Origin of the sequence: Paenibacillus glycanilyticus NBRC 16618 (genome assembly GCF_004000805.1) — a bacterium.
Classification (GTDB): domain Bacteria; phylum Bacillota; class Bacilli; order Paenibacillales; family Paenibacillaceae; genus Pristimantibacillus; species Pristimantibacillus glycanilyticus.
Genome location: NZ_BILY01000008.1, coordinates 139,002 through 161,328 on the forward strand (window position 1 = coordinate 139,002; position 22,327 = coordinate 161,328).

The window sequence follows — 22,327 nt, forward strand, 5'->3', positions numbered from 1 at the left end:
TTAGTACCTCCGCTTTCTCTCTTTCATTTCCGTCATAAACGTTAAATAATTCTGATGGCGGCTAGGCGCAACCGCGCCCTCCTCTACCGCCTTCAGCACTGCGCAACCCGGCTCGTGCACGTGGGTGCACGCCCGGAATTTGCAGTCCGGCGCAAGCTCGCGCATCTCGCGGAAGCAGTACCCCAGATCCTCAATGCCAAGCTCCGTGAAATCAAGCTGGCTGAAGCCCGGCGTATCCGCCACGTAACCGCCGCCTATCTCGACGAGTTCCACGTGGCGCGTCGTATGCTTGCCCCGGCCGAGTCTGTTGCTGATCTCGTTTGTCTCAAGCTCAAGGCCCGGCACAAGAGCATTCAGCAGCGAGGATTTGCCCACGCCCGATTGGCCCGCGAAGACCGCTACATGCCCTTTAAGTCGGCCATGCAGCTCCTCAACGCCTACGCCCTGGCGCGAGCTTGTGCCGTATACTTCATAGCCAATAGCCGTGTAAATCCGGTTTACCGCTTCGGCAGCGGCTATGGCTTCTTCCGTCTCCTCGCCGTCCTGCTCCAAGTCCTGCTTGCTCAAGCAGAGCACCGCTTCAATACCCGAATGCTCGATGTGCACAAGGAATTTGTCAAGCAGCTGCAAATTCAAGGTAGGCTCCGTCACGGAGAAGACAAGGATAGCCAGGTCTACGTTAGCGACAGGCGGCCGGATCAACTCGGAAGAGCGGGGCAGGAGTTCCTCTACCGTGCCCTCGCCGTTCTCCGTTAAACTGTACACCACGTCATCGCCGACTAGCGGCGTTAAGCCTCTCTTCTTGAATACGCCTCGAGCACGGCATTGCACCGTCTGCTCCGGCGATTCCGCATCATGCGGCAATACGTAGTAATAACCGCTGAGCGCCTTGACGATTCTTCCCTTGGCTTCACTAGTGCTGCTCATCTGGAGTGCCTCCGTTGTCGTTGCTATCTGTCGGATCCGCATTTGCCGGCTGATCCGGATTTTTCGTTTTCTCTATCGGGTCGGTGCTGGTCTCCGTATCCGTGTTGCCATTACCGTTATTGCCATTATTACCATTATTACCGTTATTGCCGTTACCGGAACCCGGTATCGTAAGCGAAGAGGAGTTCGAGCCCTGAGCCAGCTCCTCGTAAGTGATCGTGCGCGTATCCACGAATTGACCGTCCCGGTAAACCGTCACTCTGGCCTCCGTATTTGGCGCCAAAATAACTTGCACGGGGAAGGATTGCGTATCTTGAATTTGGCGTTTGCCCCACTCGATGTCCTGACCGCGAGCATCGGAATACACAATGCGGATTTCGCTTGTTTTCCCCGCTTCGGCCGGCGAGATCGTTACGTTGAACGTATGGTTCTTCGCGTCCTTAGGAGGACCCGAGCTTACGGTAATCGTTATTTTCGATCCTTTAGGCACCGGATCGTTCGGCTTGAATTGATCCTGGTCAATGACGAATCCTTTGCCTTGCGTGTAGCTCGGCTCTTCCAGAATATCGTCATCCTGCAGGACCAGCCCGTTAGACTTCACGATATCTTTCGCTTCGGCAACGGTATGGCCGATCAGATTCGGCATCGGAATCGTTTCGCGGCCTTTGCTGACCATAAACTTGACGGTCGCCGTCTTCGGATCGAATTCCGAGCCAAACTCGGGCGTCTGGCTTATGATCGTGCCCGGATCCTGGTCGCTGAATACTTGCTCCGCAGAAATCTGATTATCAGGCACGCCGAGCGCTGTCAGATCATCCTTAGCCTCCTGCAGCTGCTTGCCCTTATAGTCGGTCATTTTCTCCAACACGGCACCGTCGCTGACGGACAGCTGAATCCAAGAGCCTTCCTTCACCCGCATATTGGCCTTATCCTGCGCAAAGACCTCGCCTGCAGGCACATCGCCCATAAACTCGTGAATAACGGGCTCCTTGACCCTAAGCCCTTTTTCCTCAAGCATCGTCCGAGCCACATCCTCCTGTTTGCCGACCACAAAAGGCACGTCCACTTCCGGCACGTCAAGCTTGTTCAACAAAGCAAAGAAGCCCCAAATAATCAAACCCAAGATGACGAGGGTTACCGCTACAATCGTAGTGGGACGCTTCCAGCCTTTAGGCTTTCCGCTTGCTTTCTCGTCTTTCCATTCCGTTTCCGTCTGACTTGAGGCAGCCGTCGCCTTGTTTGCCCGTTCAAGAGGAACGGAGGCTTCGACAGACGGAACAGGCGTTAATTCGTACTGCGGCGCGGAATTGAGCATATCGCCCCGTATCGCAGGCATCACGCGGGTCTCATCGAGATCGCTGCCGCTCGTGAACGTCGCCTTCGGTTCGCTCAAGCGGCTTGGCTTGAGGCAAGTATCCAGGTCGTTAAGCATCTCACGGGCCGACTGATAGCGTTCATTCGGATTTTTGCGCATCGCGCGCAATATTACGTTTTCCACGCTCTGCGGGATATGAGGGTTCACCTTCCTAGGCTCCTCGAACTCCTCCTGCAGATGCTTAAGCGCAACGCTGATCGGGCTTTCCCCGAAGAACGGAAGCTTTCCCGTCAGCATCTGGTAGAGCACGATCCCTAGGGAGTACAGGTCGGATTTCTCCCCCGTACTTATCCCTTTGGCATGCTCGGGCGAGAAATAATGCACCGAACCGACAACCGATCCGGTCTGCGTAATCGTAGAGGAAGTTACGGCACGGGCAATCCCGAAATCCGTTACCTTCACTCTTCCGTTTTTGCCGATCAAGATGTTATGAGGCTTAATATCGCGATGAATAATATGATTCTGATGGGCGTGCTCCAGCGCATCGCCAATCTGCACGGCAATCCGCACCGCTTCGTCGGCCTGCAGCGGCGCACGCTCATGAATGATTTCGTTAAGATTATGACCCTCGATATATTCCATTACGATGTAATGGGTATCCTCTTCCTGCCCTACATCGTAAATACTGACGACATTAGGATGGGATAGAGCGGCAGCCGACTGCGCTTCCCTGCGGAATCTCCGAATAAATTCCTCGTCATGGACGAATTGCTGTCTCAGCACCTTTACCGCGACGTTACGGTTCAGCAGGATATCATGCGCTTTATAGACAAGCGCCATCCCGCCTCCGCCGATTCTCGTTAAAATTTCATAGCGTCCACCTAGTTGATGTCCGATCATCCGTTGTCACCTCCTCGATAAGCAGCGCTTTCCTCCTGAAGAAGCACGACCGTAACATTGTCGTCTCCTCCGGCTTGCAGCGCCAATTGAATGAGGCGATCCGCTTTATCATCCAATCCCAGCCCTTCCTCACGAACCGTCTGCAGCATCTCTTCGTCGCTGACCATATTGGTCAGACCGTCGCTGCACAGCAGCAATACATCGTTATCGGACAAGGCTGCGGTATAAATATCTACCTCGACTTGCGCGTCCGTACCAACGGCACGCGTAATAACATTGCGGCGCGGGTGATGCGCCGCTTCTTCCAGGCTGATCTGGCCCGATTTGACCAGTTCGTTGACGAGGGTATGATCCTCCGTCAGTTGCGCAATTCCATCTGCGGTAATGAGATAGGCGCGGCTGTCCCCGATATGCCCGATAATCAATTGCTGTTCCCTGTACAGGGCAGCTACGATTGTCGTTCCCATATTGTAGTACTGCTCGTTGCGTGATGCCATATCGTAGACGACGTCATTAGCCATGACAAGCGCCTGGCGAATCAGCATTTTCCCCTCTTGCATCGATAAATCCGCCTTCGACGCGCTCTTCTCAAGCATGTCTCTGAACGTATTAACCGCCAGCTGGCTCGCTACATCCCCGGCTTGATGGCCGCCCATTCCGTCGGCGACAATCGCTAAAGTAATGCCGTTATCCAGCTGTCCTACCCACGAACGATCTTCGTTAATATGACGAATTCGTCCGACATCGCTTCGGTTTGCCGTAATCAACCGTGATCACCTCGTCGTGGACTCCATATGTTTCGCCCTCAATTGGCCGCATGCAGCCGCAATATCATGGCCTTGCTCCCTGCGGATCGTGCAATTGATTTTGTTCTTTTCCAGAATGCGCTGGAATTCGAAAATGTCATTGCGCGGCGTGCGTACATAGTTCCGCTCCGGCACGTGGTTAACAGGGATCAGGTTGACATGGCACAACATGCCTTGAAGCACGTCGGCAAGCTCCTGCGCATGCTCGGCCTGGTCGTTAACGCCGCCGATCAAGGCGTATTCAAACGTGATGCGGCGGCCGGTCTTCGCAATATGATTGCGGCAGGCTGCCATTACATCCTCAAACGGGAAGCGACGGTTAACCGGCATCAGCTTGGATCTGAGCTTGTCATTAGGCGCATGGATCGAGATGGCCAGGTTGATCTGCGTATTCTCTTCCGTGAATTTATACATGCTTGGTACGATACCGCTTGTCGAGACGGTAATATGGCGCTGGCCGATATTCAGACCCTTCTCATGAATCATAATACGCAGGAAGGTCATCGTGGCGTCATAATTCTCGAATGGTTCGCCGGAGCCCATAATAACGATGCTTGATACGCGTTCTCCGGTTGCATCCAGCATCTGCTGGGCCGTTACCACTTGCGCAACGATCTCGCCCGCGGTCAGATTGCGTTTCAGGCCGCCAAGCGTCGAGGCGCAGAAGGTACAGCCGATCCGGCAGCCGACCTGCGTCGTTACGCAGATGCTGTTTCCGTAATCATGGCGCATGATAACGGTCTCGATCGCGTGGTTGTCATGCAGGCCGAACAGGAATTTGACCGTGCCGTCCTTCGACTCGAATCTCGTAATTTCCGACAGCGTCACGAACTGGAAAGACTCCTCCAGCTTCTCGCGAAGTGGCTTCGGCAGATTGGACATGTCCTCAAAGCTCTTCACGCGCTTCACGTACAGCCAATCGAACAGCTGTCCGCCGCGGAAAGCCGGCTCGCCGTTCTCTTTCATCCAGTCTTGAAGCTGATCTAGGTTATAGTCATAAATTATTGGTTTCATCTTCTTATTATCACACCTGACTCTGAAATAGCGCGCCGTTATGCCGGCGCTGATGATTTATTTTACCACAAACGCCCATGCCGAGCCACAAGGGGCCCTACGGGCGCCTGCGGAGACGTGCAATGAAGAAGCCGTCGCTGCCGTAATGATGCGGAAGCAGCTGCGCTTGTCCGTCAAAAGAACGGTCGACAATGCCTTTCTCGCGCAGCGGCGCGAGAGCTTCCTCCGGCCATTCCGCGTCAAGCTGGAATTCGGGATGCTCATTCAGGAAAGCTGCCACCTGTTCCTCGTTCTCCGCGCTTTCGATCGTGCAGGTGCTGTACACCAGCGTTCCGCCAGGCTTAACCAGCCCTGCAACAGCCCCAAGCAGCCTGCGCTGAATCGCCGCGATCTCGGCGACATCGCCCGCTGTTTTGGTCCATTTGATTTCCGGCTTGCGGCGGATAACGCCAAATCCCGAGCATGGCGCATCCAGCAGCACCGCATCCATCGAAGCCGGAGCAAACCGCTCGCCGAGCTTGCCGGCGTCTTCGGTAATCGCCTCGATATTTTGAAGGCCGAGACGTACCGCCTGATCGACAATAAGCTGGCGCTTATGCGGATGAAGGTCGTTGGCATAGACCTTGCCTTTGCCGCCCATTAGCTCCGCCATATGGGTGGTTTTCCCGCCCGGCGCAGCGCAGCAATCCAGCACCTGCATGCCTGCCTTAGGCGCGACCACTTCGGCGACCAGCATGGAGCTTTCGTCCTGCATCGTCCAGAGGCCGTCGCGGAAGCCTTCCGTATCGGCCAGATTGCCTCCGCGCCTCACCACGATACCGGCAGGCGCAAGTCTTGAGGCCTCGGCATCGCCGCCCTGCTCGGTCAACAGGCTCAGCACCTCGTTTCGCGATGAGCGGAGCGGATTGACGCGAACGCTGGCATGCGGCGGCTCATTGCCCGAAGCGCAAATCGCTTCGGCCGTTTCCGCGCCGTACGCTTTGACCCAGCGTTCAACCAGCCACTCCGGATAAGAATGCCTGACGGAGATCCGCACCACGGGATTCTTGTCCATGATGGCGTCAACCGTCAGCTCCGCACGGTTCCGGTCAATGCTGCGAAGAATGCCGTTCACCATTCCTGAAATTCCTTGATGTCCTCTGCGCTTTGCAATGGTAACCGCCTCGTTCACCGCAGCATGGGCCGGAATACGGTCAAGATACAGCAATTGATAAGCGCTCATGCGCAATAGCTGATGCACCCAAGGCTCCAGCTTGCGCAGCCCTTTGGCCGCGAACTTGCCAAGCCAATGATCCAGCGTCAGCTGGCGCTGAATCGTTCCGTATACCAGCTCGGTTACAAGAGCAGCGTCCGCGCGCTGCAGCTGTGCATCCTGAAGGACACGGTTGAGCTGCAGGTTGCTGTACGCACCGGTCTCCGCCACCTTCACCAGCGTATCAAGCGCAAGCTCGCGCGGCGTACGGACGCGTGCCGGACGCTGTTCCTTGCGCCCCTCCGGTCCGGGCCCACGGCCTTGGCCTTTTCCGCCTGGCTTCCGCTTTGGCTGCGGTTTTAAAGATTCCCGTTCACTCATGCTTCGCCACCGCCAAATACGGCGCCGGAAGACAATCTTGCACCCGGCAGCCAGTCCGCAATCGTCATAACCCGCTTGCCTGCAGGCTGCACTTCAAGCAGGCGAAGCAGCCCGTCACCGGTCTGCACGTCAATGCCGGAGGTGCTTGCCGCAACCACGGTACCCGGAGCAGTTGTTCCATTGCCCGCCTTGCCGTCAGGCTTCGCGCATGCCCATACTTTAAACACTTCGCCGTTCAGGTATGTAAAAGCGCCTGCCATCGGAGACAATCCGCGCACCTGGTTGTAAATGCTGCGCGCCGGCTTGCTCCAGTCGATCCGCTCGTCCTCGCGCGTTAAGTTTGGCGCGTACGTAGCCAGCTCGTTATCCTGGGGCTCGGCCTTCAGTTCGCCTGCAATCAGGGCGGGAAGCGTCCGTCCCAGCAATTCGGCGCCGGCAGCGCTCAGCTTCTCGAACAAAGTACCCGAAGTATCCTCATCCGTAATCGGAACTTCAACCTTGCTGATCATATCGCCGGTATCGAGTCCTTCCGCCATGAACATAATCGTTACGCCGGTAACCGTCTCGCCGTTAATAATCGAGCGCTGAATCGGAGCGCCGCCGCGGTAGCGCGGCAGCAGCGAGCCATGCACGTTGATGCAGCCAAGCCGCGGGATGTCAAGCAGCGCCTTCGGCAAAATTTGCCCGTAAGCGGCCGTGACAATCAGATCCGGCTGAAGCTCGGCAATGGCCGCAACCGCTTCGGGGCTGCGCATCCGCTCCGGCTGAAGAACCGGCAGGCCAAGCGCAAGAGCCGCTTCCTTCAGAGGAGGCGGCGTCAATACGCGTTTGCGTCCTTTCGGGCGGTCCGGCTGCGACACGGCAGCGACTACGTCGTAGCCCTGCTCGATCAGAAGCCGCAGAGAAGGAACGGCGAATTCCGGCGTTCCCATAAATACGATACGCATTCCTTTACTCGCCGCCTTTTCTTTGTCTTGCCGTAATGTCGTATACATTTTGCGCAATATCCGTGAACAGAATGCCATTCAGATGATCAATCTCATGCTGGAACGCAACCGCAAGGAAGCCGCTTGCCTCTACCGTAAACGGATTGCCTTCCCCGTCCTGCCCGTTTACGACGATACGCTCGTAACGTTTCACGTCGCCGTTCAGGTTAGGGATGCTGAGGCAGCCTTCCGGACCAACCTGCTCGCCTTCTTTTTCAACGATAACGGGATTAACCATCGAGATGAGCCCCGTCTCGTCGCCGATATCCACAACGATGACGCGCTTCGAGATGCCGATCTGCGGAGCCGCAAGCCCAACGCCGTCCGCGTCGTACATGGTCTCTGCCATATCCTTCAGAAGCTTCTGAAGATTGGAGTTGAATTTCGTTACTTCCTTTGCCGTCTCGCGGAGCACCGGATCGGGTTCTTTCACAATAATACGAATGGCCATGGCCGTTACCTTCCTTTACAATCGTTATCTATTTTATAAAATGACTTGTGGGTCGACATCGATGCTGAACTGCGCCTGTTTTGCCGGCGAGCCCTCCACAAAAGGCGCCATTGCATGCCTTAGCAGCGCGGGTACGTCGATGTTTCCACGATATTTTATCACACATTGAAAACGGTAGCGATCTTTCATTCTGGAAATGGGCGATGCGACGGGCCCAAGAATATCCATTGCCCTCGGCAGACCGCCTTCAAGCGGGCCAAGAACCCCCTCATCCGCCGCCAATCCCCTAAGCCGCTCGGCAAACTGTTCGCTGACCGAAGACAGCAAAGGCAGCTGCTCATGCGACATCGTCACCAGAACCAGCCTGCAAAAAGGCGGATAGCCCATTACGCTCCGGTGCTTCAGCTCTTCCCGCACAAATGCGGCGTAATCATGATGCTGGGCGGTAAGGATAGCGTAATGCTCGGGAGAATACGTCTGGATGATAACCTCCCCGGGAAGATGATGGCGCCCGGCGCGCCCGGCTACCTGTGTCAGCAGCTGGAATGTCCGCTCCGCCGAACGGAAGTCCGGCAGATTGAGCGACGTATCCGCGGCTATTACGCCAACCAGCGTAACGTACGGAAAATCGAGCCCCTTCGCGACCATCTGCGTGCCCAGCAGCACATCGGCTTTCCGCTCGCCGAATTGCTTCAGCAGCTTCTCGTGGGAATGCTTCTCGGAGGTTGTATCCACATCCATCCGGATTACCCGGATTCCCGGGAACAGCTTCGCAAGCTCTTCCTCTACCCGCTGCGTCCCTGTCCCGAAATAGCGGATATGCTCGCTGCTGCAGGACGGGCATTCCTTCGGAGCCAGCTCGGCATGCCCGCAATAATGACAGCGCAGCGCCCGCGATTTCTGATGATAAGTGAGCGATATGTCGCAATGCGGGCAAGCAGCCGTATACCCGCAGGAGCGGCACATCACAAAGGTGGAGTAGCCCCGGCGGTTAAGCAAAAGCACCGACTGCTCGCCGCGTTCAAGTCTGTCGGCAAGCGCGGCATGCAGCTTCCGGCTGAACATCGACCGGTTGCCGTCCTGCAGCTCGCCGCGCATGTCAATGACTTGCACCGGCGGCATCGGACGGCTGCCGACCCGCTCCGGCATCGGCAGCAGCGCCGATTCCTTGCCGGGCGCAGGCTGCCGGCTGGCGGCGGCGAACGATTCCAGCGACGGCGTTGCGGAGCCAAGCACAACCGTGGCACCATGCTGCCGAGCACGCCTTACCGCGACATCCCGCGCATGGTATTTCGGGCTCTCCTCCTGCTTGTAAGAGGATTCATGCTCTTCATCAATAATAATAAGCCCAATCCGCTCAAAAGGTGCAAAGATCGCCGAGCGCGCCCCGATAGCGACCTGGACGCGGCGGCTCCGGATTTTGCGCCACTCGTCATAACGCTCGCCGTTCGACAGCCGGCTGTGCAGCACGGCGACGGCTTCGCCGAAGCGTCCCTTGAACCGCTCCACCATCTGCGGCGTAAGCGAAATCTCCGGCACCAGCACAATCGCTTGCTTCCCTAACTCCAGACAATGCTGGATCGACTGCATATAGACCTCGGTCTTGCCGCTTCCCGTAACGCCGTGAAGCAGCAACACCTGCGGCTCGCCGCGGCTTACCGTGCCGGCAATCCGCTCATACACGTCCTGTTGGCCCGGCATAAGCGGCAGCGGCTGCGTCCGCTGGAAATCCCGTCCGGCGTACGGATCCCGTTCCTGCTCGACCTCATGAAGGCCAAGCAGGCCCTTGTCCGCAAGCGCCCGGACGCTGGCGGGCGAACCGCCTGCTTCCGCCAGCAGCGCCTGCAGCGTCATTGCCTCCCCTCTCTCCAGCATAAAAGCGAGCAGCTCCCGCTGCTTCCCGGCCCGGGCAGGGAAGCTCTCCAGCGCTTCGCGCGCCGCAGCTTCATCATCCGGCGGGAATACGGTCAGTACCTTGCGGATCGCCAGACGGTCGCGGATCGAAGTCTGCTCCTGAAGCAGCCCATCGCGGAGCGCTTCCTTTATCGCCGCCGAGTGCTCCGGATACCGCTGCTGCAGCGTCTCCAGCTTAAGCTGCTTCTGCCTGCCGATCCACGTCAGCATCTCCTCCGGCAGCAGCGCCGTCAGGCCATAGTCGTCCGCCGTATAATCCGGATCATCGTTCAGGCTGATATAGCGTTCCGCTTTCCCTTTCAGCGCGGCCGGAATCATGGCCTGCAGGGCGGTCGTCCAAGAGCAGCAATATTTGTCGCTCATCCATTTGGCCAGCTCGATCAGATCGGGCAGCAGCGGCGGAACCGGATCAAGCAGCTCGGATACGGCCTTAAGCTTCATGGGATCCACATCCGCCGTCTCCGCGAGCTCAATGACAAAACCTTGGAGCACCCTGGGGCCAAAAGGAACGCCTACCCGGCTGCCGACCTCAATCCAGCTCTCCATGCCGGGCGGTACTTTATAATCAAACGGCCGGTCCGTCTGGCGGCTCGGCACGTCCACGATCACTTTGGCAATCATTCTTCGCCCCGACCTCCGCTTTGGGCCGCTACCTCCGTAAGGCGCTGTGCCGCAATCGTTAGAATGCGTTGAGCCGTCTCGCGCTTGGACAGCAGCGGCATCGCCTCGATTAATCCGCTTGGACCGTACAGCTGTACGATGTTCGTATCCCCATTGAAGCCTGCGCCTTCCTGGCTGACGTCATTGCCCACGATCAGATCGGCATTTTTGCGCTTCAGCTTGTCCATGGCGTATTTCTCCAGATGCTCCGTCTCCGCCGCGAATCCGATCAAGAGCTGATGCGTCTTCCGCTCGCCAAGCGTCTGCAAAATATCCGTCGTTTTCTCCAGCTCAAGCGTTAAGGTTTCCCCGGACTTCTTAATCTTCTGGCCGTGTCTGGTCACCGGACGGTAATCCGCCACGGCCGCCGATTTAACCACGATATCCGATTCTTCGAACCGTTCCAGCACGGCATCAAGCATCTGCTGCGCCGATTCTACCCGAATCACCTTCACGCCGGCCGGCGGATCAACGGATGTTCTGCCCGCGATAACCGTAACCTCGGCGCCCATCACCTTGGCGGCCTCCGCGATGGCAAAGCCCATTTTGCCGGAAGAATCGTTCGTTAAATATCGGACCGGATCGAGACGCTCCATCGTGCCTCCCGCCGTTACCAGCACGCGCTTGCCCGCAAGCGTTCCTTGCTCCTTCGCTTTCAGCAGGGAGTGAACCGCTATGACGATATCCTCAGGTTCCGCAAGACGGCCTTTGGCTACGTAGCCGCAAGCCAGCTGACCCGTTCCCGGCTCCACAAACATGACGCCTCGGGATGCCAGCAGCTCCAGATTGCGGATAACCGCCGGATGTTCATACATATGCACGTTCATGGCCGGAGCGATCAGAACCGGGCTTGTCGCGGCGAGCAGCGTAGTGCTCAGCATGTCGTCGGCCAGGCCGTTAGCCGCTTTTCCTATAATATTCGCGGTTGCCGGCGCAATTACGACCAGATCGGCACGGTCCGCCAAGTCAATGTGAGTAACGACCGAAGGGTCCTTCTCGTCGAACGTATCGATGTGCACCGGATGCCGGGACAAGGTTTGCAGCGTCAGCGGCGTAATAAACTTGGTTGCCGACTCCGTCATAATGACGTGCACCTCCGCTCCCGCCTGCACAAGCTTGCTGCAGAGCGCCGCGCCTTTATAGGCAGCAATACCGCCGGTAATGCCTAATACTATCGTTTTTCCTCTCAACATACTGTTTCCCCCGATTTATGCTGTTAATCTATGTATTGACCGTTTAGGTGAGACCCATTCGCGCTTTTTCCTATCATACCATAGGTCATCCCAATTTGTAGCCTGCACCGTTCCCAGATGGAGGAATGGAAATCTTCTATTCAAATCCGTATACTAGAGAGTAGCTATTATTTTTTTCTAATCCTAACAGAGGTGAGAGCAACTCCATGGACGAACTGAAACGAGCTTACGAAACGATGGGTCTTCCTGAAAACGCTTCGAAAGAAGAGGTCGATAAGCGTTACACCACCTTAATGCGACAAGCTCGGGCGAGACAAAGAGAGAACCCGGAAGGAACCGATCAGGCCGACTTTGAAGAAGTCACGCGCGCTTACCGGTATATTCTGGACGAGGACAACCGGAAAGCCAATGAAGCATTCAACCAGCAAGAATACGGCAAGTATAAGAAAATGGCCGGCTCCGCCGAGAAAGTAGACCATTTCTGGCGCTACTACAAGTTCCATGTGCTTGGCGGCATTATTGCCCTCATTCTTGTTATCGTCGGCATTAACAGCTATCTGGACCATCGGGCTGAGCAGGAGCGTCTGGCCAAGCTTCCGCCGGTGGATCTGTCCATCATGTTCCTCGGCGAGTATTATATGAGCGACAGCGCGGGCAAGCAGACCGAAGAGGCCGATATCGAAGAAGCGCTCATTAAGCAGTTCCCGGAATTCAAGCGGTTTAAAGTCAACTTCACGTACGTACCGCTGGATGCGAAGGATCAAATGGACATTGCTTCCCAACAAAAAGCGATGGTCGTACTCGCCACGGAGCGCCCGGACATCTATATTACGGATACGGCTGCGTTTAACTGGGTTGGCCCGCAAGGCGCGTTTATGAATCTGGATTCGCAGACGGCTATTACCAAGCTGCTTAAGCCGGAGGACAGCTTCAAGCAAAAGACGGAAGAGGATCAGTCCGAGCATACGTACGGCGTAAAAATTTCCGGCAGCCCGATCATCGGAAATATTCCGATGCAAGCCAAGGACAATTATATCGCCAGCGTTCGCGAAGGCTCCAAAAACACCGAAAAAGCACTTCAGTTCATCGAGAAATTCCTCGAGACCAAGCAATAGAAAAAAATAAAAGCAGCAGGTTCCCGAGGGGAGCCTGCTGCTTTTATATGGCAAGAAACCGGTTGACCCGATTCACCCAATCCCCCTGCTCGTCGGCGAGTACATTCGTCCAGCCGCGCAGCTCGGGTTCCTTGAAGTTTTTTTCCTGATCGTCCACAAACAAGACGGATGCCCTTGATTCGAAATGCTGCTCAACCTGTTCGTAGATGGGTGCATTGGGCTTACAGAAGCCAGCCGTACTGGAGATCGTGATGCTGCGCAAATACGGACGCAGCGGCTCAACGATCGGCTCCAGCCATTCCAAGCGGTGGTTGCTGAGCAGATGGATATGGGCATGCTTGCTCCAGCGCGGAATTTGGTCCGCGGCAGGCAGCGGCGTAATCTGGGACAACAGCTGTATTCTGGCTTCATCCCTGTCCATTGCCGGAAACCGGCTGCAAATCTCGTCCCAGAATTCATCTTCATATATAACGCCCGTCCACAAACTCACGCGGATCTCCTGTTTGAATTGGGCCAGCTTGTCGTAGGGCAGCCCATACCGCCATACAAGCTCCTGCCAAAACCGCGGCGAAAAATTCGTCACAATCACGCCCGCCGCATCTAGCACGAGCTCCGGTTTCAATTTCACAGGCAGCGCCTCCTCCTCACGGATAATCTCATTGCTTTCTCCTACTAATTCAAGCCAGTACAGTCTTTTCCTGCTCTATAGCTATACTTGAAACGCTAATCGAGGAACATCCTAAAGCGTTTCAAGTATGAGTTTAATCCGTTGGCCAGGCTTAACGATGTATCACATCGCCAAGGAGTCCCTAAGAGGGGAAAAAGAGAGGCTTAACGATGTGTCACATCGTGAAGCAATGTGAAAATCAGACGAAAACGGAAAAAATGGCTGATTTGACGCTCCTTAACGATACGTCACATCGCTAAGGAATCTCTAAAGGGTGAAAAGAAGAGGCTTAACGATGCCCCGCATCGTTAAGCCTTGTAAAAATCGCCGAATCGCCGGGATCGTAGTAATGATTGATTTGGTGTCCCTAAACAAGGTGACTGTCGTTGCAAAAAGCCCTCAAGCTCTAATCCGGCGCAAAAGCGCCAGCCCATGCTTGAGGGCATGCACAAATTCAACCGATCAGCAAAGCATGGACTACGCCGGGTCCGTGCACGCCGATCGTCAGATCATTCTCGATATCGGCCGAACGGCTTGGTCCGGATATAAAATGAATCCCGGCCGGCAGCTGCTCGCGCCCCGCTTCATCGAAACGGATCAGGATCTCGCCTAGCCGCGTCTTCAAACGCTCCAGCGGGATCAGAACAAACAATACGGTCGGCAGCAAGCTCACCGAGCGGCCTTTATCCTTCGAGGATAGGACGGTTACGGAGCCGGTATAAGCGGCTGCATAGTCGGCGATTACAATACCGAAGTCCGATTCCGCCGCGCGCGCTCTCCAGTTCTCCTCCGCCTCGCTGTTCCATACGCGGACTTCCGCCCCGGACGCGGCAAGCGTCTCCTCGAGGCCAAGCCCGTTTAACTCCGGCTGATTTTGCCGGATGACGTATTTGGCGCCAAGCGCTTCCGCTTTCTCCGCGATAAACCGCTTAGCCGCCTCCATGTCGGCAAGCCGCTCCACATGCCCGCCGGCTGCCTTGAAGTTCGCCTCGAACCGGTCCACCCGTTCCTCAAGCGGCCATTCGAACGCTTGCCAGAAATCCGGCGCCCCGCGGAACGGATGCTCCGGCGCCGAAGTCACCCGGGGACGTCTCAGCTTCTGGGCAATCCCGTTCATGAACGCCTCCTGCTTCCGCTTCGAATCTTCCGCCTGCTGCTTCAGCCATTCCTCATGGGAATCCGCCTGCTTAGCCATGACCGTTGCCTCCCTTGCTGTCTCTGCCTTGCACAATGGCTTCCATCCGGCTGCGCACGTCGGGAGCAACTTCCTTCAATCCATGGCGCAGCTCCTGCTCAAGCGTCCCCCACTGGTCGCGGAACGACTTCTTCGGCAGGCTTGGCGTTACCCGGTACGTATTCCAGCCTTTAAGCGGGCCTAGCTTCAGACGGATTCCTCCGTCTCTTACGACAAGCTTTTGCCCCAGCTTGCCCAGCTTCACAAGTCCGGCATAACGCTTCGAGCTGCCCATGACGGCGGCAAAGCCCTTCATTCCGAACGACTCCGCCGCATTGCCATGCCCTTGCTCCTGCTTGCGCCGGCGCAAATAAATCAGCATCTCGTGAAGCGGAATTTTGACCGGACAGGCCTCGTAGCAGGCGCCGCACAAGCTTGAAGCGTTGGCGATATCATCCCACTCCGCTACGTTTTTCTGCAAAGCAGGCGTCAGCACGGCACCGATAGGACCGCTGTAAGTACCGCCGTATGCGTGTCCGCCGATGTGACGGTATACCGGACAAGCGTTTAGACAAGCGCCGCACCGGATACAGTTCAGGAGCTCCTGGAACTCCGGATCGCCCAGCTGCAAGGATCGTCCGTTATCGACGATAATAATATGCATCTCATCCGGTCCGTCCGCGTCAACTTCGCGTCTTGGGCCGGTAATGCCGGACATGTAAACCGTCAGCTTCTGTCCTGTCGCCGAACGCGGCAGCAGCGTAGCCATAACCTCCAGATCCGCCCAGGACGGAATAATCCGTTCCATCCCCATCAGCGTAATCTGCGTCTTCGGAACGGTTGTGACCATCCGCGCATTTCCTTCGTTCTCGAAAAGCACCATAGAGCCGGTCTCGGCAATCGCGAAATTGCAGCCGGTCATCCCGATATCCGCCTCCAGAAACTTCTCCCGAAGCTTTTTGCGCACGAAGCCTGCAAGAATGGACGTATCCGGAGCTAGCGTCTCCCCTGCTTCCCGGGACAAAAGATCAGCCACCTGATAACGGTTCTTGTGAATAGCCGGGATAATAATATGGGAAGGCGTCTCGCCGGCCAGCTGAATGATATATTCGCCAAGATCCGTTTCAATGGCCTCAACGCCAATGGACTCAAGCTCATGATTCAAATGCAGCTCTTCCGTAACCATCGATTTCGATTTTACAACCGACTTCGCCTGCTTGCGCTGCGCAATCTCGAGAGACAGCTTTACCGCTTCCGCAGACGTTTCGGCAAAATGCACATGCACGCCGTTAGCGCGCGCCTGATTCGCAAACATATTCAAGTAGTAATCCAAATGAGCGATCGTATGAAGCCGGATTTGCCGTCCTCGCTCCCGCCAGTCATCCCAATTGCCATGCTCGGCGGAAGCTTGTTTCTTGCCGTTCCGAAGCCGTTCCGTCGTGAACTTGACCGCTTTGCGCAGAAACTCGTCGTTCAGCGCCAGCTCCGCGCGTTCTTTTACCGTTGATGCATTTCCAGCCGTACTCATGCCTGCTTCACCCCTTCATACAAGAGCTCTGCCAAATGCATCACCTTTACCGGCTGATTGCGGTACCGCAGGTTGCCGGCAATATTCATCAGGCAAGCCAGATCGAGTCCTACCAGCACTTCGGCTTCCGTCTCCAGCACATGGTCCACCTTTTCTGTTACCATCGCGCCGGAAATATCGGCCATCTTTACCGCAAACGTGCCGCCAAAGCCGCAGCAGTCCTCCGCAAACGGAAGCGGCACAAGCTCAAGCCCCTGCACATGGCGCATAAGCTCCATCGGCTCCTCTTTAATGCCAAGCAGCCTGCTGCCGTGACAGGAAGGATGGTACGTCACTTTGTGCGGGAACACCGCGCCGACGTCTTTTACGCCAAGCACTTGAACAAGAAATTGCGTAAATTCGTAGGATTTGCGTTGAAGCTTTAATGCCCGCTCATGCATAACCGGATCCGCTTCAAACAGCTTGGGATAGTGATGAACCATGCCCGTGCACGAGCCGGAAGGCGAAATCACGAAGTCCGAATCCTCGAACGCATCCAGAATCGTCTTTGCGCTCTCCCGCGCTTCCTTCCAATAACCGCTGTTGAAGGCGGGTTGGCCGCAGCAGGTTTGCACCGTTGGAAAATGCAGCTGAATTCCGTACTTGGCCAGCAGTCTAACCATTGCCTCGCCCACTCGGGGATATATCGTGTCGCTAAGACAGGTGATAAATAATGAGACCTTCACCTCGTCACCTCACAAACGTATCGATTCGTTAAACCATCGTAACCGGTATTGAACGCTCGGATAGTCCGGCTGCGGCTTCCTGGGAAAGCCGGCGGTCCGTAATAATGGCGTCAACCTCCGCCAGATCGCCTACATGGGTAAACGCCTGAACGCCGAACTTGCTGGAATCCGCAAGCAGGATGACCTGCTCCGCAATGCCGAGCATTTTATGCTTAATGCGTGCCTGGAGCTCATTCGATTCGCTGATGCCGCGCTCCAGATGCACGCCCTTGCAGGATAAAAACAGCTTGTTTACATGATAGGATTCGAGTGAGCGTTCCGCGAGCGGCCCTACATAAGATAAAGAACGCGAAGCCAAAATGCCGCCGGTCGAGATCACTTCAATCTTCTCCTTATTGCTTAGGGCGACGGCAACTTTAATCGAATTGGTCAAAACCGTGAGCGGAATATCCGGCAGGATCGATGCCATATACCATGCCGTGGAACTGGCGTCCAGCAAAATCCGGTCGTTCGGCTTGATCAGCTTGACCGCTTCTTCCGCAATACGTCGTTTCTCGTCTGCATGCATAATTTCCCGTTCCGCTACCGGAGTCTCCGGCTGCGTATCCTTCACGCTGACCGCGCCGCCATGCGAGCGGCGAAGCCGTCCCGCCTGTTCCAGGCGGTCCAGATCGCGGCGGATCGTCTCCTCCGTGACCTGACAAAGCTCGCTCAGCTCCGATACCCGGATGCTGCCCCGCTCATTCACCAATCGAACTATCGTTTCGTACCTTTCCGCAACCAGCATAGCCTACCTCTTTCTCTTTCTTCTCAATTTTTCCATACCTATCGATATTTTAAGGCCAAGCTATTTATTATACAACGAAGGATCGGAACCAGAAGGACAATATGCCGGGTTAACAGGAATCCCATAACTTGCGAGCCATTTTGTTTTCCCTCCGATTAGATTTGTTTTTGTTTGTTTATATGTTATCATGTTTGTTTATTTTTGAAAACTGTTATTTCAAACAAAAACGGGCATGGGCGGAAACGAAAAAACAAAAAAAGGATGGAGCTGATCAGCTCCATCCTTTTTTCAATCAATCTTATTGTTGTTGTTTGTCCGCTGTTTGTTCAACTTGCACGATGTCGTGGAAAATTTCTTCCAGTGCAACGCCAACAAATTTGCGGGATTTCGGGTTGCGAAGCTCGGATTTTTCACCGTTGCGCAGCATGCGTGCGCGTCTGGAAGCCGCAACTACAAGCGAATATTTGCTATCTACTTTTTTCACCATTTCATCAATCGATGGATACAACATTGTTCTTCACCTCTCGCTCAGACTTTCTCGATAGCAGCTGACAGTTCTCCCAGATGGGAATAATACCGGTCTCTCCGGCAATGCTCAGCCGTAATAATACTTTGAATACGATGGCACGCGGCGTCGATTTCATCGTTAACAACCGCATAATCATAATGACGGATCAGATTCATTTCTTCTACCGCTACCGTCATCCGGTTATTGATTGTATCCTGGGTTTCCGTTCCCCTGCCCGTAATACGGGACTTCAGCTCATCAAGCGAAGGAGGCAGCAGGAAGACAAATACGCCTTCCGGGAACTTCTCTTTCACCTTTAATGCGCCTTGTACTTCAATCTCCAGAATAACATCTTTGCCGCTTGCAAGCGTACTCTCCACGAAATCGCGAGGAGTACCATAGCAATTGCCAACATATTCGGCATGCTCGAGGAGTGCGTCTTTTGCAATCATCTCCTTGAACTGCTCTTTCGTCTTGAAGAAATAATTAATGCCATCGATTTCGCCTTGTCTCGGCTTCCGCGTCGTGGCCGATACGGAATAAACAAGCTCAGGCACCTTTTGGCGAAGGACGGAACACACGGTTCCTTTACCTACGCCTGAAGGTCCGGACAATACAATCAACAATCCCTTATCCATATTACTCCCCGTATTATTCGTCGTTATCGTCATCCTTGGTCGACAAGCGATGAGCAACCGTCTCCGGCTGCACCGCCGATAAAATGACATGGTCGCTGTCCGTAATGATAACAGCGCGCGTGCGTCTTCCGTAAGTCGCGTCAATCAGCATGTGTCTGTCGCGTGCTTCTTGAATAATCCGTTTAATTGGTGCCGACTCCGGACTAACAATTGAAATAATGCGATTGGCCGAAACAATATTGCCGAAGCCGATATTAATAAGTTTAATAGCCAAGTCAGGTTCCCCCTCCGGTCTTCCTCGTGCAACTCCCGTATAAATCATATATTAGTATAAATGTATTGGACCCTGATGAATTGCTCCACCCTGCCAAATAACGACAGAACCATTGCACTATTGTTGACGAAAAAAGTCCGGAGCATACGTTCCGCGCCGCGCCTCCATGCCTGTTCCCGCTATTCCGGGGACACTGCCTGTCCCGGGAAAGATGCAGCCGGTTAAAAAGGCAGCCCGATCCATTGTTATATAGTTTAAAGGATTTTAGGGAAACGAACAAGAGAAAACAAGAGAAATTGCGAAAACGGACTATTTTAGCGCTTTTGCATCCCCGTTTTCGCCCATACGTAGTCCGTCAGCTCGACCGCCATTTCGTAGAACATAAACGGCGTCATGAAGTAAATGCCCTTGAAATGACGGATAGCGGTATCCAGCAGCTCTTGGGAGATTCGAACGCCTTCCGCGCGCCCCACCGCACCTTCGAGTCCCGCCATCCGTTTCCGCACTTCATCGGATAATTGGATGCCCGGAACCTCGTTATGCAGGTATTCGGCATTGCGCCCGCTCGCAAGCGGCATAATGCCGAGAAACAACGGAACGGATAAATGCTTTGTCGCATCCGCGATTTTCTCGATGAGCGCCGGATCATAGACCGGCTGGGTCATAATATAATCCGCGCCGGAAGCGATCTTTTTCTCCAGCCGCTGCACTGCCTTGTCCAGATGCTTGACGTTCGGATTAAACGCCGCGCCAACGACAAAGTTGGCCTTCTGCTTCAGCGGCTTGCCGGAGAAGGCGATGCCGTCGTTAAGCTGCTTGGTCATCCGGATCATCTCGAAGGAGGTCAGGTCATACACCGAGCTGGAATCCGGCAAATCGCCGAAACGCGCCGGATCGCCCGTAACCGCCAGCACATGGTCGATTCCGAGTGCGTCCAGCCCCATCAGATGCGACTGCGTTCCGATCAGATTGCGGTCCCTGCAGGCGATATGAACGAGCGGACGCAAGCCGATTCGGTCCTTCACCAGCGCGGCTAGCGCCAGGTTGCTCATACGGGTCACCGCCAGCGAGTTGTCCGCCATCGTAACGGCATCCGCTCCGCAGGCTTTGATGGCAGCTGCGCCGGCCATAAATTTCGTGATATCCAGATCGCGCGGAGGATCCAGCTCAACGATAACCGTATGCCTTACTTTTACGGTGTCCACCAGCGATGGTTCCGAAATAATCGGCGTGTCCGCCCGCTCCCCGGAAGCATTTTTCACCACTTCGGCAGGTTCCGCCCCAATTACGATAACCTCCGCCTCCGGGGAGTCGGCAATCGCAGCGGCTGTTGCACCGCTTAGCGGAACATAGTCCTTCAATGCTTTCGCCATGGCCGCAATATGCTCCGGCGTCGTTCCGCAGCATCCGCCGATAATCCGCGCGCCGCGGTCCGCGAATTGCAGAGCGGTCTCGGCAAAATACTCCGGTCCGGCCGAATACTTGTATTTGCCGTCAACGTAATCGGGAATACCCGCGTTGGGGAAGATGGACAGCGGCAGCTCTACCGGTCCGCTTATCGACTCAACCGCCCGCATGATTCCGTTCGGGCCGCTCCGGCAGTTGAAACCGACGACATCCGCTCCCTCATCCTTCAATAAAGTGAAGGCATCCAGCAAGCCGGTACCGTCCTGCGTCCGTCCGACATCCTGAACGGCAAACTGGCAAATGACAGGCAGCTGGGTTAGCTTGCGGGCAAGCCCCAGTGCCAGGCGCATTTCGTCAAAATCATAAAACGTTTCAAACAGAATTCCGTCCACGCCTTCGGCAAGCAAAGCGTCGAGCTGACGCTCAAACGCTTGGCTGACTTCGGATGTCCGCACATCCTTCAACTTGCCCGCGCGGATCGAGCCAACAGCGCCAACCACGTAGGCATCCTCGCCTGCTGCTGCTTTCGCAATCCGCACCCCGGCGCGGTTAATCGCTTCCATATCCGGCTCCAGGCCGTATTTGGACAGCTTGACCAGATTGGCCGAGAAGGTATTGGTCTCGATTACGCGCGCCCCTGCCTCATAGTACCGGCGGTGGACGCCTTCAATGACATCCGGACGGGTCATATTCAATTCTTCGTAAGAAACGCCGACAGGGAACCCCATCTGATACAGATAGGTTCCCATCGCGCCGTCCCCGGTCAAGATACGCTGCTTAAGCTTCGTTCTTAAATCGGGCTTCATATTCATTTCTCCCTATTCCCATTCGCCGCGGTAGACTTCGGCTGCAGGTCCAGTCATATAAACATGGTTATCCGCTTCGTTCCATTCAATCGTCAGGTCGCCGCCCTTGAGCGTTACGACCGCCGTGCGGTCCGTTAAACCGTTCAATACGGAGGAAACGACCGTTGCGCATGCGCCGGTGCCGCAGGCCAGAGTTGGTCCAGCGCCGCGCTCCCAGACGCGCATTTCCGCGTGTTCGCGGGAAGTTACGGTAACGAACTCCACATTGATCTTGCGCGGGAACATCGGATGCGTCTCGAGCTTGGGTCCCCAAGTCGCAAGATCAAAGTTAGCTGCATCGTCCACGTAGATCACGCAATGCGGATTGCCCATCGATACGGCCGTGAACCGGAATTCGCGGCCGTCCACTTCAATCGGATGCTCGATTACGCGTTCTTCGTCAACCGTAGTAGGCACCTGCAGACCGTTTAGAATCGGCTCTCCCATATCGACGCGAACCTGCTGCACTTTCCCGTCCGCTACTTCCAGCTGAACCGTCTGCGCGCCGGCGCCAAGCGTTTCGATCGTTAATTCCTCTTTATCCGTAAGGCCGTTATCGTAAATGTATTTCGCCGCGCAGCGAATCGCGTTGCCGCATTGCTCGGCCTCCGAGCCGTCGGAGTTGATGATGCGCATGCGGAAATCCGCCACTTCCGAAGGAAGGATGTACACCAGCCCATCAGCGCCGATACCGAAAAACCGGTTGCAGCGGTCTATAGCCAGCTCCGCTACATTGCCAGGCAGCTGCCGCTCGCCGGCGATAACGATAAAATCATTCCCCAAACCATGCATTTTTGTAAACTTCATCATGGTGTTCCCCCTTTACTGCAGCCAATGAATAAAATAAGCTATCATTTTTCCTTAGCATACCGCAAAGCAAAGGGAAACGCTATTCATAATTCCGATCATCATTTGTACTT

At 55.3% G+C, this 22,327-nt stretch carries 20 protein-coding genes; 1 reads left to right on the forward strand and 19 read right to left on the reverse strand.

Annotation, left to right across the window (positions count from 1 at the left end; genetic code table 11):
• From rsgA to coaBC, 9 genes are all read right to left on the reverse strand, one after another.
• Window positions 1-927, reverse strand: a complete 927-nt coding sequence (gene rsgA / locus PGL01S_RS08420) for a ribosome small subunit-dependent GTPase A (protein ID WP_127493417.1) — start codon at window positions 925-927, stop codon at window positions 1-3.
• On the reverse strand, window positions 914-3,142 hold the full coding sequence (gene pknB, locus PGL01S_RS08425; RefSeq protein ID WP_127493419.1) for a Stk1 family PASTA domain-containing Ser/Thr kinase: 2,229 nt from the start codon (window positions 3,140-3,142) through the stop codon (window positions 914-916). Before pknB ends, rsgA begins: the two co-directional genes overlap by 14 nt.
• The gene (locus tag PGL01S_RS08430; protein ID WP_127493421.1) at window positions 3,139-3,909 is read right to left on the reverse strand and encodes a Stp1/IreP family PP2C-type Ser/Thr phosphatase; all 771 of its coding nucleotides are present in this window, start codon (window positions 3,907-3,909) and stop codon (window positions 3,139-3,141) included. Before PGL01S_RS08430 ends, pknB begins: the two co-directional genes overlap by 4 nt.
• Before the next feature lie 6 nt (window positions 3,910-3,915).
• On the reverse strand, window positions 3,916-4,962 hold the full coding sequence (gene rlmN, locus PGL01S_RS08435) for a dual-specificity RNA methyltransferase RlmN (RefSeq protein ID WP_127493423.1): 1,047 nt from the start codon (window positions 4,960-4,962) through the stop codon (window positions 3,916-3,918).
• A gap of 97 nt (window positions 4,963-5,059) precedes the next feature.
• Entirely contained in the window at window positions 5,060-6,535 is a 1,476-nt protein-coding gene (gene rsmB, locus PGL01S_RS08440) for a 16S rRNA (cytosine(967)-C(5))-methyltransferase RsmB (RefSeq protein WP_127493425.1), read from the reverse strand.
• Complete coding sequence (gene fmt, locus PGL01S_RS08445; protein ID WP_127493427.1) at window positions 6,532-7,482, reverse strand: methionyl-tRNA formyltransferase; 951 nt, start codon at window positions 7,480-7,482, stop codon at window positions 6,532-6,534. Before fmt ends, rsmB begins: the two co-directional genes overlap by 4 nt.
• Before the next feature lie 4 nt (window positions 7,483-7,486).
• Window positions 7,487-7,972 carry a peptide deformylase gene (gene def / locus PGL01S_RS08450; RefSeq protein ID WP_127493429.1) on the reverse strand — a complete coding sequence of 162 codons (486 nt, stop codon included), beginning with the start codon at window positions 7,970-7,972 and terminating at the stop codon, window positions 7,487-7,489.
• 33 nt (window positions 7,973-8,005) lie between these two features.
• Complete coding sequence (priA, locus tag PGL01S_RS08455; RefSeq protein ID WP_127493431.1) at window positions 8,006-10,507, reverse strand: primosomal protein N'; 2,502 nt, start codon at window positions 10,505-10,507, stop codon at window positions 8,006-8,008.
• Window positions 10,504-11,739: a bifunctional phosphopantothenoylcysteine decarboxylase/phosphopantothenate--cysteine ligase CoaBC gene (gene coaBC / locus PGL01S_RS08460; RefSeq protein ID WP_127493433.1), complete on the reverse strand. Its 1,236-nt coding sequence runs from the start codon at window positions 11,737-11,739 to the stop codon at window positions 10,504-10,506. Before coaBC ends, priA begins: the two co-directional genes overlap by 4 nt.
• Before the next feature lie 206 nt (window positions 11,740-11,945).
• On the opposite strand from coaBC, the gene PGL01S_RS08465 reads away from it, so the two are divergent.
• Window positions 11,946-12,854 (forward strand): DnaJ domain-containing protein, encoded by a 909-nt coding sequence (locus PGL01S_RS08465; protein ID WP_127493435.1) that lies wholly within the window; start codon window positions 11,946-11,948, stop codon window positions 12,852-12,854.
• 43 nt (window positions 12,855-12,897) lie between these two features.
• Here the strand turns inward: PGL01S_RS08465 and PGL01S_RS08470 are convergent, their stop codons facing one another.
• The 10 genes from PGL01S_RS08470 to dapF all read right to left on the reverse strand — a co-directional run bounded on the left by PGL01S_RS08470 (window position 12,898) and on the right by dapF (window position 22,214).
• Window positions 12,898-13,482 (reverse strand): HAD family hydrolase, encoded by a 585-nt coding sequence (locus tag PGL01S_RS08470; protein WP_244935544.1) that lies wholly within the window; start codon window positions 13,480-13,482, stop codon window positions 12,898-12,900.
• A gap of 493 nt (window positions 13,483-13,975) precedes the next feature.
• A complete protein-coding gene (locus PGL01S_RS08475; protein WP_127493439.1) occupies window positions 13,976-14,716 on the reverse strand; it encodes a LutC/YkgG family protein in 741 nt (246 codons plus the stop codon).
• Window positions 14,709-16,223 carry a LutB/LldF family L-lactate oxidation iron-sulfur protein gene (locus PGL01S_RS08480; RefSeq protein WP_127493442.1) on the reverse strand — a complete coding sequence of 505 codons (1,515 nt, stop codon included), beginning with the start codon at window positions 16,221-16,223 and terminating at the stop codon, window positions 14,709-14,711. The genes PGL01S_RS08475 and PGL01S_RS08480 overlap by 8 nt, the downstream gene beginning before the upstream one ends.
• A complete protein-coding gene (locus PGL01S_RS08485) occupies window positions 16,220-16,948 on the reverse strand; it encodes a (Fe-S)-binding protein (protein WP_127493444.1) in 729 nt (242 codons plus the stop codon). Before PGL01S_RS08485 ends, PGL01S_RS08480 begins: the two co-directional genes overlap by 4 nt.
• A gap of 28 nt (window positions 16,949-16,976) precedes the next feature.
• Window positions 16,977-17,735 (reverse strand): DeoR/GlpR family DNA-binding transcription regulator, encoded by a 759-nt coding sequence (locus tag PGL01S_RS08490; RefSeq protein ID WP_127493446.1) that lies wholly within the window; start codon window positions 17,733-17,735, stop codon window positions 16,977-16,979.
• 298 nt (window positions 17,736-18,033) lie between these two features.
• Complete coding sequence (gene rpoZ / locus PGL01S_RS08495; RefSeq protein WP_127493448.1) at window positions 18,034-18,246, reverse strand: DNA-directed RNA polymerase subunit omega; 213 nt, start codon at window positions 18,244-18,246, stop codon at window positions 18,034-18,036.
• A gap of 17 nt (window positions 18,247-18,263) precedes the next feature.
• The gene (gmk, locus tag PGL01S_RS08500) at window positions 18,264-18,881 is read right to left on the reverse strand and encodes a guanylate kinase (RefSeq protein WP_015845336.1); all 618 of its coding nucleotides are present in this window, start codon (window positions 18,879-18,881) and stop codon (window positions 18,264-18,266) included.
• 13 nt (window positions 18,882-18,894) lie between these two features.
• Window positions 18,895-19,155: an extracellular matrix/biofilm regulator RemA gene (gene remA / locus PGL01S_RS08505; protein ID WP_005548256.1), complete on the reverse strand. Its 261-nt coding sequence runs from the start codon at window positions 19,153-19,155 to the stop codon at window positions 18,895-18,897.
• Window positions 19,156-19,469: 314 nt separating this feature from the next.
• Window positions 19,470-21,368 carry a bifunctional homocysteine S-methyltransferase/methylenetetrahydrofolate reductase gene (locus PGL01S_RS08510; protein WP_127493450.1) on the reverse strand — a complete coding sequence of 633 codons (1,899 nt, stop codon included), beginning with the start codon at window positions 21,366-21,368 and terminating at the stop codon, window positions 19,470-19,472.
• A 12-nt stretch (window positions 21,369-21,380) separates the two neighbouring features.
• On the reverse strand, window positions 21,381-22,214 hold the full coding sequence (dapF, locus tag PGL01S_RS08515; protein ID WP_127493598.1) for a diaminopimelate epimerase: 834 nt from the start codon (window positions 22,212-22,214) through the stop codon (window positions 21,381-21,383).
• Between the last annotated feature and the right edge of the window lie 113 nt (window positions 22,215-22,327).

Excerpts from the sequence above, each read along its gene's own strand:
- rsgA (WP_127493417.1), bottom strand. The coding sequence starts at position 927 with ATGAGCAGCACTAGTGAAGCCAAGGGAAGAATCGTCAAGGCGCTCAGC.
- pknB (WP_127493419.1), bottom strand. The coding sequence starts at position 3,142 with ATGATCGGACATCAACTAGGTGGACGCTATGAAATTTTAACGAGAATC.
- rlmN (WP_127493423.1), bottom strand. The coding sequence starts at position 4,962 with ATGAAACCAATAATTTATGACTATAACCTAGATCAGCTTCAAGACTGG.
- rsmB (WP_127493425.1), bottom strand. The coding sequence starts at position 6,535 with ATGAGTGAACGGGAATCTTTAAAACCGCAGCCAAAGCGGAAGCCAGGC.
- fmt (WP_127493427.1), bottom strand. The coding sequence starts at position 7,482 with ATGCGTATCGTATTTATGGGAACGCCGGAATTCGCCGTTCCTTCTCTG.
- def (WP_127493429.1), bottom strand. The coding sequence starts at position 7,972 with ATGGCCATTCGTATTATTGTGAAAGAACCCGATCCGGTGCTCCGCGAG.
- priA (WP_127493431.1), bottom strand. The coding sequence starts at position 10,507 with ATGATTGCCAAAGTGATCGTGGACGTGCCGAGCCGCCAGACGGACCGG.
- coaBC (WP_127493433.1), bottom strand. The coding sequence starts at position 11,739 with ATGTTGAGAGGAAAAACGATAGTATTAGGCATTACCGGCGGTATTGCT.
- PGL01S_RS08465 (WP_127493435.1), top strand. The coding sequence starts at position 11,946 with ATGGACGAACTGAAACGAGCTTACGAAACGATGGGTCTTCCTGAAAAC.
- PGL01S_RS08475 (WP_127493439.1), bottom strand. The coding sequence starts at position 14,716 with ATGGCTAAGCAGGCGGATTCCCATGAGGAATGGCTGAAGCAGCAGGCG.
- PGL01S_RS08480 (WP_127493442.1), bottom strand. The coding sequence starts at position 16,223 with ATGAGTACGGCTGGAAATGCATCAACGGTAAAAGAACGCGCGGAGCTG.
- PGL01S_RS08490 (WP_127493446.1), bottom strand. The coding sequence starts at position 17,735 with ATGCTGGTTGCGGAAAGGTACGAAACGATAGTTCGATTGGTGAATGAG.
- rpoZ (WP_127493448.1), bottom strand. The coding sequence starts at position 18,246 with ATGTTGTATCCATCGATTGATGAAATGGTGAAAAAAGTAGATAGCAAA.
- gmk (WP_015845336.1), bottom strand. The coding sequence starts at position 18,881 with ATGGATAAGGGATTGTTGATTGTATTGTCCGGACCTTCAGGCGTAGGT.
- PGL01S_RS08510 (WP_127493450.1), bottom strand. The coding sequence starts at position 21,368 with ATGAAGCCCGATTTAAGAACGAAGCTTAAGCAGCGTATCTTGACCGGG.
- dapF (WP_127493598.1), bottom strand. The coding sequence starts at position 22,214 with ATGAAGTTTACAAAAATGCATGGTTTGGGGAATGATTTTATCGTTATC.